Source organism: Flavobacterium sp. ACN6 (assembly GCF_002304005.1).
Classification (GTDB): Bacteria; Bacteroidota; Bacteroidia; order Flavobacteriales; family Flavobacteriaceae; genus Flavobacterium.
Map to the genome: position 1 here is coordinate 97250 of NZ_MRCQ01000015.1, position 15801 is coordinate 113050.

General features: G+C 33.4%; 16 protein-coding genes. 4 read left to right on the plus strand and 12 right to left on the minus strand.

What is annotated here, in order from left to right:
* The first annotated feature begins 9 nt into the window (after positions 1 to 9).
* The 4 genes from bglX to BSF42_RS19335 all read left to right on the plus strand — a co-directional run bounded on the left by bglX (position 10) and on the right by BSF42_RS19335 (position 6693).
* Entirely contained in the window at positions 10 to 2310 is a 2301-nt protein-coding gene (gene bglX / locus BSF42_RS19320) for a beta-glucosidase BglX (protein WP_095954781.1), read from the plus strand.
* Positions 2311 to 2408: 98 nt separating this feature from the next.
* Positions 2409 to 3182: a glycerophosphodiester phosphodiesterase family protein gene (locus BSF42_RS19325; RefSeq protein WP_095954749.1), complete on the plus strand. Its 774-nt coding sequence runs from the start codon at positions 2409 to 2411 to the stop codon at positions 3180 to 3182.
* A gap of 27 nt (positions 3183 to 3209) precedes the next feature.
* Positions 3210 to 5129: a discoidin domain-containing protein gene (locus BSF42_RS19330; RefSeq protein WP_095954750.1), complete on the plus strand. Its 1920-nt coding sequence runs from the start codon at positions 3210 to 3212 to the stop codon at positions 5127 to 5129.
* A gap of 169 nt (positions 5130 to 5298) precedes the next feature.
* Positions 5299 to 6693 (plus strand): M20/M25/M40 family metallo-hydrolase, encoded by a 1395-nt coding sequence (locus tag BSF42_RS19335; protein ID WP_095954782.1) that lies wholly within the window; start codon positions 5299 to 5301, stop codon positions 6691 to 6693.
* 73 nt (positions 6694 to 6766) lie between these two features.
* Here the strand turns inward: BSF42_RS19335 and BSF42_RS19340 are convergent, their stop codons facing one another.
* The 12 genes from BSF42_RS19340 to tpiA form a co-directional block, all read right to left on the minus strand.
* Positions 6767 to 7072, minus strand: a complete 306-nt coding sequence (locus BSF42_RS19340; protein WP_095954751.1) for a hypothetical protein — start codon at positions 7070 to 7072, stop codon at positions 6767 to 6769.
* A 4-nt stretch (positions 7073 to 7076) separates the two neighbouring features.
* Positions 7077 to 7529 (minus strand): hypothetical protein, encoded by a 453-nt coding sequence (locus tag BSF42_RS19345; protein ID WP_095954752.1) that lies wholly within the window; start codon positions 7527 to 7529, stop codon positions 7077 to 7079.
* Between the two features lie 85 nt (positions 7530 to 7614).
* Positions 7615 to 8289: a YiiX family permuted papain-like enzyme gene (locus BSF42_RS19350; protein WP_095954753.1), complete on the minus strand. Its 675-nt coding sequence runs from the start codon at positions 8287 to 8289 to the stop codon at positions 7615 to 7617.
* Between the two features lie 99 nt (positions 8290 to 8388).
* A complete protein-coding gene (locus tag BSF42_RS19355; protein ID WP_095954754.1) occupies positions 8389 to 9276 on the minus strand; it encodes a hypothetical protein in 888 nt (295 codons plus the stop codon).
* Positions 9277 to 9295: 19 nt separating this feature from the next.
* Positions 9296 to 10114: a 3-deoxy-8-phosphooctulonate synthase gene (kdsA, locus tag BSF42_RS19360; protein ID WP_095954755.1), complete on the minus strand. Its 819-nt coding sequence runs from the start codon at positions 10112 to 10114 to the stop codon at positions 9296 to 9298.
* A gap of 735 nt (positions 10115 to 10849) precedes the next feature.
* Positions 10850 to 10999 (minus strand): hypothetical protein, encoded by a 150-nt coding sequence (locus BSF42_RS22550; RefSeq protein ID WP_172426726.1) that lies wholly within the window; start codon positions 10997 to 10999, stop codon positions 10850 to 10852.
* A gap of 136 nt (positions 11000 to 11135) precedes the next feature.
* Positions 11136 to 11582 (minus strand): 2-dehydro-3-deoxyphosphooctonate aldolase, encoded by a 447-nt coding sequence (locus BSF42_RS19365; RefSeq protein ID WP_095954756.1) that lies wholly within the window; start codon positions 11580 to 11582, stop codon positions 11136 to 11138.
* A gap of 46 nt (positions 11583 to 11628) precedes the next feature.
* A complete protein-coding gene (locus BSF42_RS19370) occupies positions 11629 to 12309 on the minus strand; it encodes a lysoplasmalogenase (protein ID WP_095954757.1) in 681 nt (226 codons plus the stop codon).
* An 8-nt stretch (positions 12310 to 12317) separates the two neighbouring features.
* Positions 12318 to 13589 carry a sterol desaturase family protein gene (locus tag BSF42_RS19375; protein WP_095954758.1) on the minus strand — a complete coding sequence of 424 codons (1272 nt, stop codon included), beginning with the start codon at positions 13587 to 13589 and terminating at the stop codon, positions 12318 to 12320.
* Positions 13590 to 13654: 65 nt separating this feature from the next.
* Positions 13655 to 13930, minus strand: coding sequence for an ATP-dependent Clp protease adaptor ClpS (locus BSF42_RS19380; RefSeq protein WP_095954759.1), 276 nt, complete (start codon positions 13928 to 13930; stop codon positions 13655 to 13657).
* 37 nt (positions 13931 to 13967) lie between these two features.
* A complete protein-coding gene (gene prmA, locus BSF42_RS19385) occupies positions 13968 to 14801 on the minus strand; it encodes a 50S ribosomal protein L11 methyltransferase (protein WP_095954783.1) in 834 nt (277 codons plus the stop codon).
* A gap of 162 nt (positions 14802 to 14963) precedes the next feature.
* Positions 14964 to 15716: a triose-phosphate isomerase gene (gene tpiA, locus BSF42_RS19390; RefSeq protein ID WP_095954760.1), complete on the minus strand. Its 753-nt coding sequence runs from the start codon at positions 15714 to 15716 to the stop codon at positions 14964 to 14966.
* Positions 15717 to 15801: the final 85 nt, after the last annotated feature.

Consider the following 15801-nt stretch of genomic DNA (forward strand, 5'->3'; position numbering starts at 1 on the left):
TTAAATAGAATGAAAAACAAATTAGTCTTACTTTTTTTAGGATGTGCTGTTTTGGGTTACGCTCAAAAAAAGAACACTAAAAATACAGTGAAAATTAAACCAAAGTCTGAATTTGTGGCGGAGTTAATGTCAAAAATGACTTTAGACGAGAAATTGGGTCAGTTAAACTTGCCTACATCTGGTGATATCACTACAGGGCAGGCAAATAGCTCAAATGTGGCAAAAAACATTGCAGAGGGTAAAGTGGGCGGTTTGTTTAATATAAAATCAGTTCAAAAAATTAAAGAAGTACAAAAAATTGCTGTTGAAAAAAGCCGTTTGAAAATTCCATTACTTTTTGGTATGGACGTTATTCACGGTTACGAAACAACATTTCCAATTCCGTTAGGATTGTCTTGTACTTGGGATATGGCATTAATTGAAAGAAGTGCACAAATAGCAGCAAAAGAGGCAAGTGCAGACGGAATTAACTGGACATTCTCTCCAATGGTTGACGTTTCGCGCGACCCTCGCTGGGGAAGAGTTTCTGAAGGTTCAGGAGAAGACCCGTATTTAGGAAGCCAAATTGCAAAAGCAATGGTAAATGGATACCAACAACATGATCTTTCTAAAAACAATTCAATTTTAGCTTGTGTAAAACACTTTGCATTATACGGTGCACCAGAAGGTGGACGTGATTACAATACGGTAGACATGAGCCATATCAGAATGTTTAACGACTATTTTCCGCCTTACAAAGCAGCTGTTGATGCTGGAGTAGGTTCGGTTATGGCATCTTTCAATGAAATTGACGGAATTCCAGCCACTGGAAACAAATGGTTAATGACAGATGTTTTAAGAAAACAATGGGGTTTCAAAGGTTTTGTGGTAACCGATTTTACGGGAATTCCTGAAATGATCGAACACGGAATGGGAGATTTACAGCAAGTTTCGGCTTTGTCATTAAATGCTGGTGTTGAAATGGATATGGTTGGAGAAGGTTTCTTAGGAACGCTGAAAAAATCTTTAGATGAAGGAAAAGTAAAAATCGAAACAATCGATAATGCTGTAAAACTTATTTTAGAAGCAAAATATGATTTAGGATTGTTCCAAGATCCATATAAATATTGTGATGAAAAAAGAGCTAAAACTGAAATCTTCACAACAGACAGCAGAAAAGAAGCACGTCAAATTGCCTCTCAATCATTGGTTTTATTAAAAAATCAAAACCAATTATTACCGCTTAAAAAGTCAGGAACTATTGGTTTAATCGGACCATTAGCAGATGCTAAAGAAAATATGCCGGGAACTTGGAGTGTGGCTACTAAAATGGAAAATGCTGTTTCATTATTAGCAGGAATCAAAGAAGTTGCAGGATCAGGAACGAAAGTTTTATATGCTAAAGGAAGTAACTTAGATTACGATGAAACTTTTGAAACTAACGCAACAATGTTTGGAAAAACATTACACCGCGATGCGCGTTCAAAAGAAGAATTATTAGCAGAAGCTTTAAAAGTGGCTCAGCAATCTGATGTAATTGTAGCAGCACTTGGAGAATCTGCAGAAATGAGCGGAGAATCTAGCAGCCGTACGAACTTGGAAATTCCACAAGCACAAAAAGATTTATTAAACGCTTTATTAAAAACAGGAAAACCAGTTGTTTTAGTTTTATTTGATGGTCGTCCATTAGTGATTACAGATGAAGAAAAAACAGTTCCAGCAATTTTAAATGCTTGGTTTGCGGGTACAGAAGCAGGTTATGCAATTGCTGATGTTTTATTTGGAGATGTAAACCCTTCAGGAAAATTAACTTCAACTTTCCCAAGAAGCGTTGGACAGTTACCAATTTATTACGCACACAAAAATACAGGAAGACCGCTTTCTAATTCTGAAGGGAAATTCGAAAAATTCAGATCAAACTATATTGACGAAAGAAACGAACCTTTATTCCCATTCGGATTTGGTTTAAGTTACACGACTTTTGATTATTCAAACTTGAAAATTTCTTCTGATAAAATGAACTTTAGCGGTAAATTAAAAGTAACGGTTGATGTAACAAATACTGGAAATTTTGACGGAAAAGAAACAGTTCAATTATACATTAGAGATTTAGTTGGTTCAGTAACAAGACCAGTTAGAGAATTGAAAGGTTTCCAAAAAATAGCACTTAAAAAAGGTGAAAAACAAACAGTAAGTTTTGATATTACTGTTGAAGATTTAAAATTTTATAACTCTGATTTACAATTCACAGCAGAGCCTGGGCAGTTTGATATCTTCATTGGAGGTAATTCAAATGCCGATAAGAAAGTTAGTTTTGAGTTAACTAAATAGTTGGTTTATTGATTAGTAATTAGCCCTTCGCGTTTGGTTAGCGAAGGGCTTTTTTTTAAAATCAAAAATACTTTTTGTAATTATTTAACTACGTTATTATGAATATTTTTAAAATATCGAGTTTAGTATTTCTTATTGCTTTCTCATCTTGCAATGCACAAAAAAATGCAATTGTAGCACATCGCGGTGCATGGAAAAAAAATAATCTGCCAGAAAACTCAATTGCAGCTTTAAGACATGCAATTGATCTAAAACTGCCTGGTTCAGAATTTGATGTGTGGAGAACCGCAGATGATTCACTGGTAATCAATCATGATGCACATTACAGCAAACTGCTTATTGAAGAGACAAATTATGCCGATTTAATCAAGTTTAGGCTTTCTAATGGCGAAAAACTTCCAACGCTGCGGGAATATATTTCAGAAGGAAAAAGAAACAACAAACACACTCTTTTGGTTTGCGAGATAAAGCCATCAGAAATAAGTAAAGAGAGAGGTCAAAAAACAGCATTAATGTCGATTGAAGTTATTAAAAAGCTGAAAGCAGATAAAAACACCTGTTACATAAGTTTTGATTACGACATTTTGAAACAAATTAGAATGGTCGACGCGAAAACTTCTTTACAATATTTAGAAGGAAATAAATCACCTAAAGAAGTAAAAGCGGATAAAATTAATGGAGTCGATTATCATTATTCAGTTTTTAAAAAGCATCCAGAATGGATACAAGAAGCGAAAGATAATAAGATTATTTTGAACGCATGGACAGTAAATGAAGCGGCAGATATGGATTGGATTATTGATCATAAATTCAATTACATCACTACAAATGAGCCAGAACTTTTAGAGCAAAGAATAAATCTTAAGAAATAATCTTGGACTTAACAAAACAATCAAATAATGAAAAATATACATAAACTCTTGACGGTGCCGATTTTATTTGTGATACTTTTCAGTCACAATCTTTTGGCACAAAATCTCGGAAAAACAGAGTGGTTCGATCCTAACAGACCAGCAACTACATTTTGTAATCCAATTAATATTGGTTACAATTATACAACTCACAATCACAATAGAATTCCAGAATCACGACGTTCTAGTGCAGATCCTGTAATTATAACTTACAAAGGCGAATATTACTTGTTTGCAACTAATCAGGCAGGTTTCTTTTGGAGTAAAGATATGTCAGATTGGAATTTTGTTTACGGAAGTTTTCAAAGAGAGCCAGGCGACGATGACCAATGTGCGCCTGCAGCATGGGTGGTAAACGATACCTTATTTTACGTTGGTTCAACTTGGAAAAGAGATCACCCAATCTGGAAAACAGCCGACCCAAAATCGGGAAGATGGACACGTCACGTAGACAAAGCAATGCTTCCAACTTGGGATCCTGCGATTTTTCAAGATGATGATAAAAAAGTATACATGTACTACGGTTCAAGCGGAAAACTGCCGCTGGTAGGCGTTGAAGTAGATTATAATACGTGGCTTCCAAAAGGAAATCAAGCGGATTATGCGCAGTTATACAAAGCAACAGAAGTAGAGGATATTCAACGTCCTTATGGGCAGATAAAAGAAGTTGTAGGTTTAGATCCTGCTGCTCATGGCTGGGAACGTTTTGGACCAAATAATGATATGGAACCAGCGCCTTGGGGGAATTTTATCGAAGGAGCTTGGATGACCAAACACAATGGTAAGTATTATATGCAATACGGTGCGCCGGCAACAGAATTTAAAGGATACGCAAATGGCGTTCACGTAGGTGATAATCCGTTAGGGCCATTTACGTACCAAAAACACAATCCGATGTCATATAAACCAGGCGGATTTGTAATTGGAGCAGGGCACGGAAATACTTTTGCAGATAATTATGGAAATTACTGGAATACAGGAACGTGCAAAATCTCTATTAAAGATCGTTTTGAGCGTCGTATAGATATGTTTCCTGCCGGATTTGATAAAGATGACGTAATGTATTCTATTACTTCTTACGGCGATTTTCCAATTGTGCTTCCAACGAGTGAGCGTGATCAGACAAAAGGCGCTTCATCTGGCTGGATGCTGCTTTCATACAAAAAGCCAGTAACTGTTTCTTCTTCAGAAGAATGCATGGAAGTAGAAACACATAGAATGGATAACGGAGGAAAAAAAGTCTATGAGAAATTCTGTTACGGGCCTGAGAATCTTACAGATGAAAATATTCAAACCTACTGGTCTGCTAAAACAAGTAATCCGGGAGAATGGCTTCAAATGGATTTAGGCAGACAAATGGAGATAAATGCAATCCAGATTAATTACGCAGATCATAAAGCAACGCAATACAATAAAGCAATGGATATTTATTACCAATATAAAATATTCATGTCTGATGATGCTGTAAATTGGACTCTGATTGTAGATAAATCTAAAAACGATAAAGATGTACCGCATGATTATGTAGAGCTTACAAAAGCGATTAAAGCGCGTTATATTAAAATGGAAAATATACACAATGCGTCTGGATTGTTTGCGATTTCTGATTTCAGGGTTTTTGGAAACGGATTAGCGGCAAAACCAAAAGCTGTTGCTTCTTTTAAAGTGGATAGAAATAAAGCAGATTCAAGAAATGCGATGATTTCTTGGAAAAAACAAAATGATGCGATTGGTTATAATATTTATTACGGAATTACTCCAGATAAATTATATAACAGTATTATGGTTTACGGCGACAATTCGTATGATTTTAGAGGTTTGGATAAAGGCACAAAATATTATTTCACTATTGAACCTTTTAATGAAAACGGAATTGGTGCAAAAAATAAGATTATAGAAGTAAAATAGTCTTTATTTATTGAATTTTTAAAAGCTCTAATTGCAAATTGAAGAATTTGTAATTAGAGCTTTTTTTATGAAAAGGATATGGAAAAACCCTGACACTTCTATAGAATTTTTGTTTCTTTGTGAGATAAGCCAAAAAACGGAACATAACCCCAAAAATGTTATAGAAATTATGAAAAAAACGATTCTTTTAACTGCTTTAGTTTTAAACGGATTGACTTCATCTTTTGCACAGACAAACGATGAAAAAAATATTAAATTATTTTACAAAAAAGCCTTAACCGAGGCAAAATGCTACACGTGGTTAGAATATTTATCTAATGATATCGGGGCTCGTTTGTCTGGTTCTAAAGGAGCTGAACTAGCTGTAGATTATACAAAAAGACAATTAGAAGCGCTGGGATTAGATAAAGTCTATCTTCAGGAAGTTATGGTTCCTCATTGGGTTCGTGGTGAAAAAGAAACAGCTTATATTGTAGACGGAAAAACAAAAACTGTAGTGCCGATTTGTGCTTTAGGTGGTTCTGTTGCAACTCCTAAAACAGGTATTACGGCAGAAATTATTGAAGTACAAGGAATTAAAGAATTGGCAGAATTAGGAGCTGATAAAGTAAAAGGAAAAATTGTTTTTTATAACAGACCAATGAATCCCGAAAATATCGAAACTTTTACTTCTTATGGAGCTTGTGTAGATCAGAGATATGCTGGAGCAAAAGAAGCGGCGAAATTAGGCGCTGTTGGAACAATCGTTCGTTCTATGAATTTAAGATTAGACGATTTTCCTCATACAGGAGCACAGAGTTATGGTGATCTTCCTAAAGAGCAGTATATTCCAACAGCAGCAATTAGTACAAATGGAGCTGAATTGTTGAGTAAATCTTTAAAAGTAAATCCTGCTTTAAAATTCTATTTCAAACAATCTTGCGAGACTTTGCCAGATGCATTATCGTATAATGTAATTGGAGAATTGACAGGAACAGTAAGTCCAGAAAACATCATGGTAGTTGGAGGTCACTTAGATTCTTGGGATTTAGCCGATGGTTCTCACGATGATGGAGCAGGAGTAGTACAAAGTATGGAAGTTATCCGTATTTTGAAAAACTTAAATTACAAGCCTAAAAATACTATTCGCGTTGTATTATTTATGAACGAAGAGAATGGCGGAAAAGGCGGAGCGAAATATGAAGAAGTATCAAAACAAAAGAAAGAGAATCATATTTTTGCTTTAGAAAGTGATTCAGGCGGATTTACACCACGTGGATTTTCAATTGAGGCTGACGATGCTAATTTGAAAAAAATTCAAGGATACAAAGACTTATTCGAGCCGTATTTAGTACACAGTTTTACAATTGGCCATGCAGGTTCAGATATTAGTCATTTAACTTCTCAGGCAATTGTTAAAGCAGGTTTAAAACCAGATTCACAGCGTTATTTCGATTATCATCACGCAGCAAATGATACATTTGATGCAATTAATAAAAGAGAGTTAGAGCTTGGAGCTGCAACTATGACGACTTTGATGTATTTGTTAGATCAAAACGGAATCGACATCAAAAAAGCAAATTAAGTTTTGAAATTATATTATTTGAAAAGCTGCAAGTGTAAACTTGCAGCTTTTTTTATAAATGAAACCTTCAAAATCAAGATTTCATCACAATCAAATAGTACAAAAATGTGATCGGAATATTAGAAAGCAGCATCAAAATTTTAAAACCAATTTCTCTTCGCTGCTGTGGTAAATAAAAAAATCTTTCTGTTAAATGAGCCAGCATTATTATATTTACGATTACGGCTGCTAAAGCAAACGGCCACGCTACAACTAAAACAGTCGAATTTTCATTTGAAATAATATACAATGCAAACAAGATTGTAATGATTACAAATGAACCAATTGTTAATTCAATTGATTGTTTTTCTTTTAAAGGCTGACGATTAATTGCTTTCATGTAACTAGATATTAAAAGTTTGTTGAATAGAGTAAACAGGCATAAACAGCATTTTGGAGAAATCCAGATAATGAAACGGCAGTGCCTTTTTTCCTCTGTTATATTGCTGTATGAAATAATGTATTCGTTTTGGATAAAAAATAGTTCCAGATAAAATAACCATATACAAATACGGACTTTTCTTTCCATTTCCGAAAAGGTAGTACTGCATTCCGATTTCCTCATAAACTGAAACTCCAGTATTAGTCAAAACATGAATAATATCATGATCTTCCAGTTTCTCCTGAATATCAAAATGATTTTTATAGAGAAAATTTCCCAAACCAAATCCTAAACTTTCTTCCGGATATTGCATCAAGTTGTCTTTATCAATTTTCCAAGGCTCATTTTTCTTGAAATATTTTTGATAGGGCTTTTTGGAACATTCGTATAATCTTTCAATTAAAAAATCTCTCATAAAATTTATTTTAAAAGTTCTTTGAATTTCAAAGTTTAATAGTAAAAAAAAAGCTAGAAATACTAATCACTAGCTTTTTTGTTTTTTAGTAAGTGTTTATTACTGTTTTTAGTATATTAGAATCGGCAAGGTCAGAAGGAGCGACCACTTTTTCTTCCAACGGAATATCATTTCCATAACGCTCTTTCAATATTTTTTGAACTCTTATATCTGCCAGATTAAAATCTTTCAATTCTCTAAGTGTAGACAATTCAATTCCGGCAGCATTCTTATATATTTTCCAAACCAATTCCGAACAATAAATTCTATTATCTGTCCATTCAAAATAGGCATCATATTCTTTTCCGTTAAACTGCTGACTGTACTCTTTCATTTTTTGTAAAACTTCTGGTGTCAAAACAGCATCATTTTTTAATCTTTTGACCACATATTTACTGTCTTGTCCATGTTTTATCCAATCCTCAAGAGGTGTCAATTTCACAGGCTGAACTGCTTCAAAAACAAACCATTTTCCGTTAATGTCATAAATAATACCGCAATGCGAAAACTTCGAGTTAGTCGCTATACGAACCGCTTCACATTGTTTAGATTCCGACGTCTGAAAAATGATATCACCATCTTTATACTTACTCGCTGTAGTTTTTTCGGGTGCAGTTCCCGTAAAAGGATTGTTCGGAAAAACCTTTAACGAAACAAACAGCGCACATCCAAAACTTATAACGAAAGTGATTAGTGGAAATAAATATTTTTTGCTTTTCATAAAGTATGAATTAAAGTACTTTGAAGTACAAAGTAAATAATAAAAAAAATAGCTGCCAAATAAAATGACAGCTATTTAATAAATATATTTTACGAAATATTAGATTCTAAATATACCTCCAACAGCAATAATACGCTGAAAATAGGTAAAATGCTGAGAAGCCTTATCTTCACTACTTGTAGTAGTTCTAATATCCTGCATATTGATATAACCTCCTTTTAACTCTCCTTGAATGTAGAAATGTTTGAAAAAAGTAATATTCAGACCCGCTTTTGCAGAAACACCATAACCAGATATGTGAAAATCATCATGACGTTCTTTTCCTAAAAGTGTTGTGTTGGTTTTAGGATATAAAACACCTGCGCCCAAACCTTCAGTTAAGTTTATCTGAACTTTATCAATATTTGGTAAGCCAAACCATTTAGAAACATCATCAAATCTTGCAATCTCAGTGTTAACATAGTTTAAACCATCAGTATGCTCATAAATTAAAAAAGGAGTACTAGTACTTCCGCCACCTTCCATAGCGCCGCCTTGAGACATATCTACAGGCGTGTTATTGTAAACTCCATTATAAATTGAACCATCCTGATCTGCAGGTAAGTTAATGTTTCCAGTAACATTTGCAATTTGATTCTGCGTCATTACGTATTTCATGTGGTCAACACCAACTGTAACGCTATAATGATCGCTAAAAAAATAACCCAATCTCAAATTAGTTTGAGGAATAGTCATATTAACAGGATTAATATAGTCAACATGCCAGCCTTTAGGTTTATCATGAGCTCTCATATCTTCTACTGTAAAGTTGTAATCTTTACCTCTGAAATTTACATCAGATTTTGAATAGCTTTCTCTGTTACCACCCCACATCACAAAGAATTTCCCTTTATTATGAGCAGTGTATTTTTGTACTGGTATTTCTTCCTGAGCAAAAGTGTTTAACGAAACACAAGTCAGAAGGAAAAATAAAATTTTTGTTTTCAAAGAACTTAGTATTATAAAATTAAAATGCGTTAACCGTTTTTCTAATAGCTACCAATTTGTTCATCAAACCTTCAAAATAGTCTAAATGAAGCATATTAGCACCATCACTTTTTGCATTAGCAGGATCAAAATGTGTTTCGATAAAAATTCCATCAACACCAACTGCAATACCAGCTTTAGCTACGGTTTCGATCATATCTGGTCTTCCGCCTGTAACACCCGCAGTTTGATTTGGCTGCTGCAAAGAGTGTGTTACATCTAAAACTGTAGAAGCATATTGCTGCATAGTAGGAATACCTCTAAAATCAACAATCATATCTTGATAACCAAACATAGTACCACGATCTGTAACCATAACATTCTCGTTATTACAGTCTAATACTTTTTGCACCGCATGTTTCATGCTCTCTGGACTCATAAATTGTCCTTTTTTCAAGTTTACCACTTTTCCTGTATTTGCGGCAGCAACAACAAGATCAGTCTGACGAACTAAAAACGCTGGAATTTGCAAAACATCTACGTATTGCGCAGCCATATCAGCATCTTCGTTAGTATGGATATCTGTAACAGTTGGAATATGAAAAGTTTCTGAAACTTTTCTTAAGATTTTTAAAGCTTTTTCGTCACCAATTCCAGAAAAGCTGTCAATTCTAGAACGGTTTGCTTTTTTAAAAGATCCCTTGAAAACGTAAGGAATCTGAAGATTGTCGGTAATACCAACTAATTTTTCAGCAATTCTAAGAGCCATTTCTTCACCTTCGATGGCACAAGGCCCCGCCAATAAAAAGAAATTTCCGCTGTCAGTATGCTTAATTTGTGGAATATGTTGTAAATTCATAATATGATTTTTTGACAGTGCAAAGGTAGTCATGATTTATGAATACCAGATGAAGATTTAAGATTATTTTATGAAGCCAATCCTGCTATCCGCTTCAATCTTTTTATCGTAATACTTTTTTTCTTGGTCACTGAAGGAGCTTCTCCCGAAGCGTCGGGAGCCGCTCTACAGCGACCAGAAAAAATAGGCTTTCTCAAAAAATGATTTCTCCAGAAACTTCGGGACGATCAGGGCTAGAGTTTAGTGGAATTTTTTGGTATTATTTTTCATCTAATATCTCCTGCATAGTATTATAAATCTCTATAATTGTATCTTTATTTTTGTTTTCTTTATGATAAAGAAGTGAAGAATAAATGGTAGTGATTTGGTCTTTAGATTTGCAATTAATTATATTGTCTCTTTTTAAGATTACATTCGTCATATTACTTTTAGAATACCATCTATTAAACACATTAAACCTTTTACACTTCTGTTGTCTTTATCATCACAAACATAAAGCATGGAATTTTGTGAGTTATTAAAGAACGCGATAATTACTGATTGGATAGTGACGGAAATTCTGATATCTAACTGTTCCATTTTATCACTAATTTTTTCTATGACTATTTGATAAATATCATTGATTTCTAAGCCAGAAATAGCACTGAATGTTTCATCAATAATAAATGCAATGCGATATTCTATTTCGTTTTTTGTAATAAAGTAATAGAATTGAGGATTTTCGTTTAAAAAAAATTATAGGGGATTGGCAAGCGTAATTCCTTTTTGTCGTAAAGTTTCAGTAGTGATTTCACCTTTTAGAAATAACTGCACAGTATTTTTATCAGAAACCATTTTGTTTACTGATTCTAAAACCTTTCGCTTATCTATTGTAAGTTTTTTCATACTGCAAATATAGGAAATATTTTTTATTCGAAAAAACAAAATTTGTAACATAAAACTCAAGTACTTTTATATTCGAGATAAAATTTCTTGATGAAATAGTATACAAGCAGATATTGTTTTCATCATAACAAAATCCTTATTTCAGTCTCAATCCCATAGGAACCATTAAAATTCCTTTCTCGTAAATATTCAAATAAAGTTTAACCGGCTTTTTTTGTCCTTCCCATTTCAGCTCATACACATTTAAAAATCCAGCGCCCATGTTGCTCCTTTTAGATGGAAACGGACAACAGGTTTCTAATTTTGCGTACGTGATTTTTTCACCGCTCGGCCCTGCGAGAGCATTCAGAAAACGGGATTCATTTAAAGTTTCATTATTGGTGTTTTGAAAGAAAAGATTAATAGGGTAATCAGGGTCGTAACCGTATTTTTTGTCTTTTGCAAATTCTGTAATTACAAACGTGTTATTCTTGTTCAAAACCAAATCCGGAGCGTAATCATCTACGTTTTTTAAAGTCGATTTTGTACTTACGCAAGAAGAAGCAGTTAGTAATAGAATAATAAAAAGAGCTAATTTTTTCATGAGTTATAATATTGTGGTAAAGTTAGTTTAAGTCTGGCGATTCTGTTTATTGCTGTACTTTTTTAGGATTTAGTTTTAAAATACCAGTTACAATCAGATATTGTGCCAGAAGATAAGTCAGCATAATAAAAAATGAGCTTTTCGGAATTGGACTGTAAAATTTGTTAATTGCCAAAATACTATCCGATACAACAAAGAAAAATGCACCTAAAAAAACGAGCAAATTGCCTGGTTTGTCCCACACCAATAATCCGTTAAAAGCAAATAAAAGCATAATAGAAATTATAGAAGCATAAATAGTAACCGGAATCTCAAGATCTCCTAAATACGGCATTAAAAAAGAAACCATTCCGATTAAATACAATGCGATTAAAATACTTCCAAATACAAAAATGGACTTATTTTGTTTTTTTCTTATTTTATCCTGTTTATTAAACAAGATACAATAGATAATGTGAGCTATTAAAAAAGCGACTAAACCCAGAATAAAATAGATTTCACCAAGATCTGTAAAAAGCAAAATGACATCTCCAATCCACGAAAAAATAAGTGCGGTTAACAACGTATTCTTAGTTGGAAATTTTCTAAAAAAATAAGCTCCAAACCCAATAATTGGTATTAAAATGGGTTTTAAAAAAAGATCAAAACGCTCATAACCTAATAACAATATTAGCAGGTATACTATGCTGAACGCTGCATAAATTTTAAAAAAATAAGTGTTTCTCATAATAGGGGTTATGAATTGATATATTGGTTTTGGTTGGTTTTGAATTCAAAAGTCACAAAATATACTGATAGTACAAAAGATAGAATTAAATACGTAAAAATAATATAATTACTAATTGGAATTACACGATTTAAGCCAAACCAATCGCCCAAATATCCAATAATACAGATTACCATTCCTAATCGAATACCTTCCCATAGAACAGCAAATCTGCTTTTGTCCATTAATTCGGAATAACTGTATATCGTCACAAAAATAAAAAAGCCATAAACAAACATATTTGGAAGACCAATTTTGGCAATATTTTCAAACAAAAAGCTCACAAATAACAACGTTATTAAGACTTGAATAACAGACCAGTAAGTTAATCTTTTCGAATTATGTGTACCGTATTTTTCAAAATCAAAAACATTTTCAATTTTGTTTACAGGATATTTTTCTTCAAAGTTTTCAGGACGCCAGCCAGTTGGTTTAAACCAGATTGTTAATTTGTCTTTCCATTTAGGAGCGCGCCAGGCATCATTAATTAATAAACTTAAATGCTGAAAATTTATCTTTATCGGATTCCAAGTATTTGCCGGTCTGGTGATTCCGAAAACTGGTGGAACATCATCTAATTCTTCCTGAAAAGTTCCAAAAAGTTTATCCCAAAAAATAAAAATCTGCGAATGATTTTTATCCAAATACTCTGGATTAATCGCATGATGTACGCGATGATGCGAAGGAGTGACTAAAATATGCTCCACAAAACCCATTTTTTTGATGTGCTTGGTATGATACCAAAACTGTAAAAATAAATGAATAGGAAGTGTGATGGTAATTACAGAAGCAGGAACGCCCAATAAAGCTGCAGGAATTAGTAAAAAGGTAAATAGATTGACCAAACTCGCAACAGGCTGCCGAAGCGCGCAGGCGAGATTGAATTCTTCACTGCTGTGATGGATAGCATGTTTGTTCCAAAGAAAGTTTATTTGATGTGCCAGTCGATGGCTCCAATAACCATAAAAATCAATAACAAAAAAAGCGATGAAGTAGGAGAGTACATTAATTTCTAAACTCTGTAATGCAATTTTAGAAACCAGCCACTCATAAGAGAGAAAAGTAATGCTGAGGCCCAAAACATCTTTTACGGAATTGGTTATTCCAGAACTAATGCTCGACACACTGTCTATCAGAGGAACCGTATCGTTTTTTGTATAAATGCCGTATATTTTTTCGATGATAATTAAGGTCAAAAAAATAGGCATCGCAATAATCAATATTTTTCCATATTCCTCCATAAAAAAAAACATTCTATTTCATTCAAATATAGAATAAAATAGAATGTTTTTTAAAATATTTTCAACTAAACGATTTCGGCGCTAAGTCCAGCTTCCAAAAGTTGTGTACATTGAGGTTTCAATTTGTCCATCGGGCCTGTTTTTACAGTGCATTTTCCGTTGTAATGTACAATCAAAGAGCATTGCTCTGCTTGTTCAGCCGTATGGCTGCATACACGCATAAGAGTATCAATTACGTGATCAAAAGTGTTTACGTCATCATTGTAAACGATAATTTCGTTATTGAAACCCGTTGCTTCTTTTTCGCGAGTTCTTTCTCTAACTTTTTCTTTAGTACTCATTTTTTTTAAGTTTTTGTACTGATGTAATTATTAATAACTAATTTACGTATTTTAGTGACACCCAGTTGTTTCTCTGAAACTTTTTAACATAGGTCAATCCTTTTTCAACGCAAGATGCATCAATAAATGGAATGTCTTCTTCATAGAAACCGCTAAAAAGTATAATCCCTTTTGGATTTAAACAATCAACATAGGCCTGCATGTCATTCAATAAAATGTTTCTATTGATGTTTGCAATAATTAAATCATATTTTTTGCCTGCTAATAATGCAGCATCGCCCTCATAAACGCTGATGTGCTTGCAATTATTGCGTTCGGCATTTTCGATAGAATTTAAATAACACCAATTATCAATATCAATAGCATCAATTGGTTCTGCACCTTTCATTTCAGCTAAAATTGCTAAAATTGCAGTACCGCATCCCATGTCTAAGGTTTTAAGACCTTTAACATCCATTTCCAGTAAATGTTGAATCATCATGTGAGTTGTTTCATGATGTCCTGTTCCAAAACTCATTTTTGGTTCAATTACAATATCAAACTCTGCATTAGTTTTTGGGTGAAATGGAGCACGAACGTGGCATTTTCCATCAACATCAATAGGTTCAAAATTCTTTTCCCACTCCTCGTTCCAGTTTACCTGATCAATCTCTTCAATAGTATATTCAATTTTAAACTCTTCCGATTGTAAAATATAAATATCATCCAGAATATTCTCATCCCATAAATCTTTCTTCACAAAAGCCGAAATTCCGTTTTCTGTTTCTGTAAAAGTTTCAAACGCTTTTTCGCCTAATTCAGCAATTAAAATTTCTGAACCAGGTTCTTTTGGCTCAACCGTAAAATGATATCCTAAATATATATTCGACATAAATAATTTTTTTGCAAAGGTAATTCTTAAATTATAAATTTCAATTTTAAAAAGCCAAATTCCAAATACCAATACGAAAAAACCATTCGCATCGCGAATGGTTTTTGTAAAATATAAATCTATTCTGTCCCGAAGTTTCGGGACCGGGACTAAAATCTAAAATTAGATAGCAGTTACAATTGCTAAGAAATCGTCAGCTTTTAAAGCAGCACCACCAATTAAACCACCATCTACGTCTGGTTTACCAAAGATTTCTTTAGCATTTTCTGGTTTTACAGAACCACCGTATAAAATAGAAACTTCGTCTGCGATTTCAGCTCCAAAAGCTTTACGGATAGTTTCTCTAATGAATTCGTGCATTTCTTGTGCTTGTTCTGGTGAAGCAGTTTCTCCAGTTCCAATTGCCCAAACTGGCTCATAAGCTAAAACAACTTTTGACCAAGATTCTTTTGCGATTTGGAAGATTCCATCACGTAATTGATTCTCAACAATATTGAAATGATTATCAGATTGACGATCTTTTAATTCTTCTCCAAAACAGAAGATTACAGTCATATCATGTTTCAGCGCAGTATCAACTTTATTTGCGATTAAAGCGTCAGTTTCATTGAAAATAGCTCTACGCTCAGAGTGACCTAAAATTACTGTATTAACACCAATGCTTGTTAACATATCTGCAGAAATTTCTCCTGTAAAAGCACCGCCTTCAGCTTGGTGAACGTTTTGTGCAGAAACACCGATAGTTGTATTTTTTAATTTTGCAGCAGCAGCTTGTAAGTTTACAAATGTTGGAGCTACAATTACTTGTGCATTCGTTTTTGCTGGAATTTTAGCAATTAATTCGTTCAATAATTCTTCAGTTTGAGCAGCATTTTTATGCATTTTCCAGTTTCCTGCAACAATCGATTTTCTCATTTTGGTAGTTTTTATTATTTTTTTAATTTTTGTTTTTTAAATATAGCATTGACATTTAATTTTGAAGTTGTCATTGCTATTGTTG

Coding starts and splice junctions, on each gene's coding strand:
- BSF42_RS19380 (WP_095954759.1), bottom strand. CDS start 13,930: ATGAGTACTAAAGAAAAAGTTAGAGAAAGAACTCGCGAAAAAGAAGCA.
- BSF42_RS19375 (WP_095954758.1), bottom strand. CDS start 13,589: ATGGAGGAATATGGAAAAATATTGATTATTGCGATGCCTATTTTTTTG.
- BSF42_RS19330 (WP_095954750.1), top strand. CDS start 3,210: ATGAAAAATATACATAAACTCTTGACGGTGCCGATTTTATTTGTGATA.
- BSF42_RS19370 (WP_095954757.1), bottom strand. CDS start 12,309: ATGAGAAACACTTATTTTTTTAAAATTTATGCAGCGTTCAGCATAGTA.
- BSF42_RS19365 (WP_095954756.1), bottom strand. CDS start 11,582: ATGAAAAAATTAGCTCTTTTTATTATTCTATTACTAACTGCTTCTTCT.
- BSF42_RS19340 (WP_095954751.1), bottom strand. CDS start 7,072: ATGAAAGCAATTAATCGTCAGCCTTTAAAAGAAAAACAATCAATTGAA.
- BSF42_RS19335 (WP_095954782.1), top strand. CDS start 5,299: ATGAAAAAAACGATTCTTTTAACTGCTTTAGTTTTAAACGGATTGACT.
- BSF42_RS22550 (WP_172426726.1), bottom strand. CDS start 10,999: ATGAAAAAACTTACAATAGATAAGCGAAAGGTTTTAGAATCAGTAAAC.
- BSF42_RS19345 (WP_095954752.1), bottom strand. CDS start 7,529: ATGAGAGATTTTTTAATTGAAAGATTATACGAATGTTCCAAAAAGCCC.
- BSF42_RS19325 (WP_095954749.1), top strand. CDS start 2,409: ATGAATATTTTTAAAATATCGAGTTTAGTATTTCTTATTGCTTTCTCA.
- prmA (WP_095954783.1), bottom strand. CDS start 14,801: ATGTCGAATATATATTTAGGATATCATTTTACGGTTGAGCCAAAAGAA.
- bglX (WP_095954781.1), top strand. CDS start 10: ATGAAAAACAAATTAGTCTTACTTTTTTTAGGATGTGCTGTTTTGGGT.
- BSF42_RS19350 (WP_095954753.1), bottom strand. CDS start 8,289: ATGAAAAGCAAAAAATATTTATTTCCACTAATCACTTTCGTTATAAGT.
- tpiA (WP_095954760.1), bottom strand. CDS start 15,716: ATGAGAAAATCGATTGTTGCAGGAAACTGGAAAATGCATAAAAATGCT.
- kdsA (WP_095954755.1), bottom strand. CDS start 10,114: ATGAATTTACAACATATTCCACAAATTAAGCATACTGACAGCGGAAAT.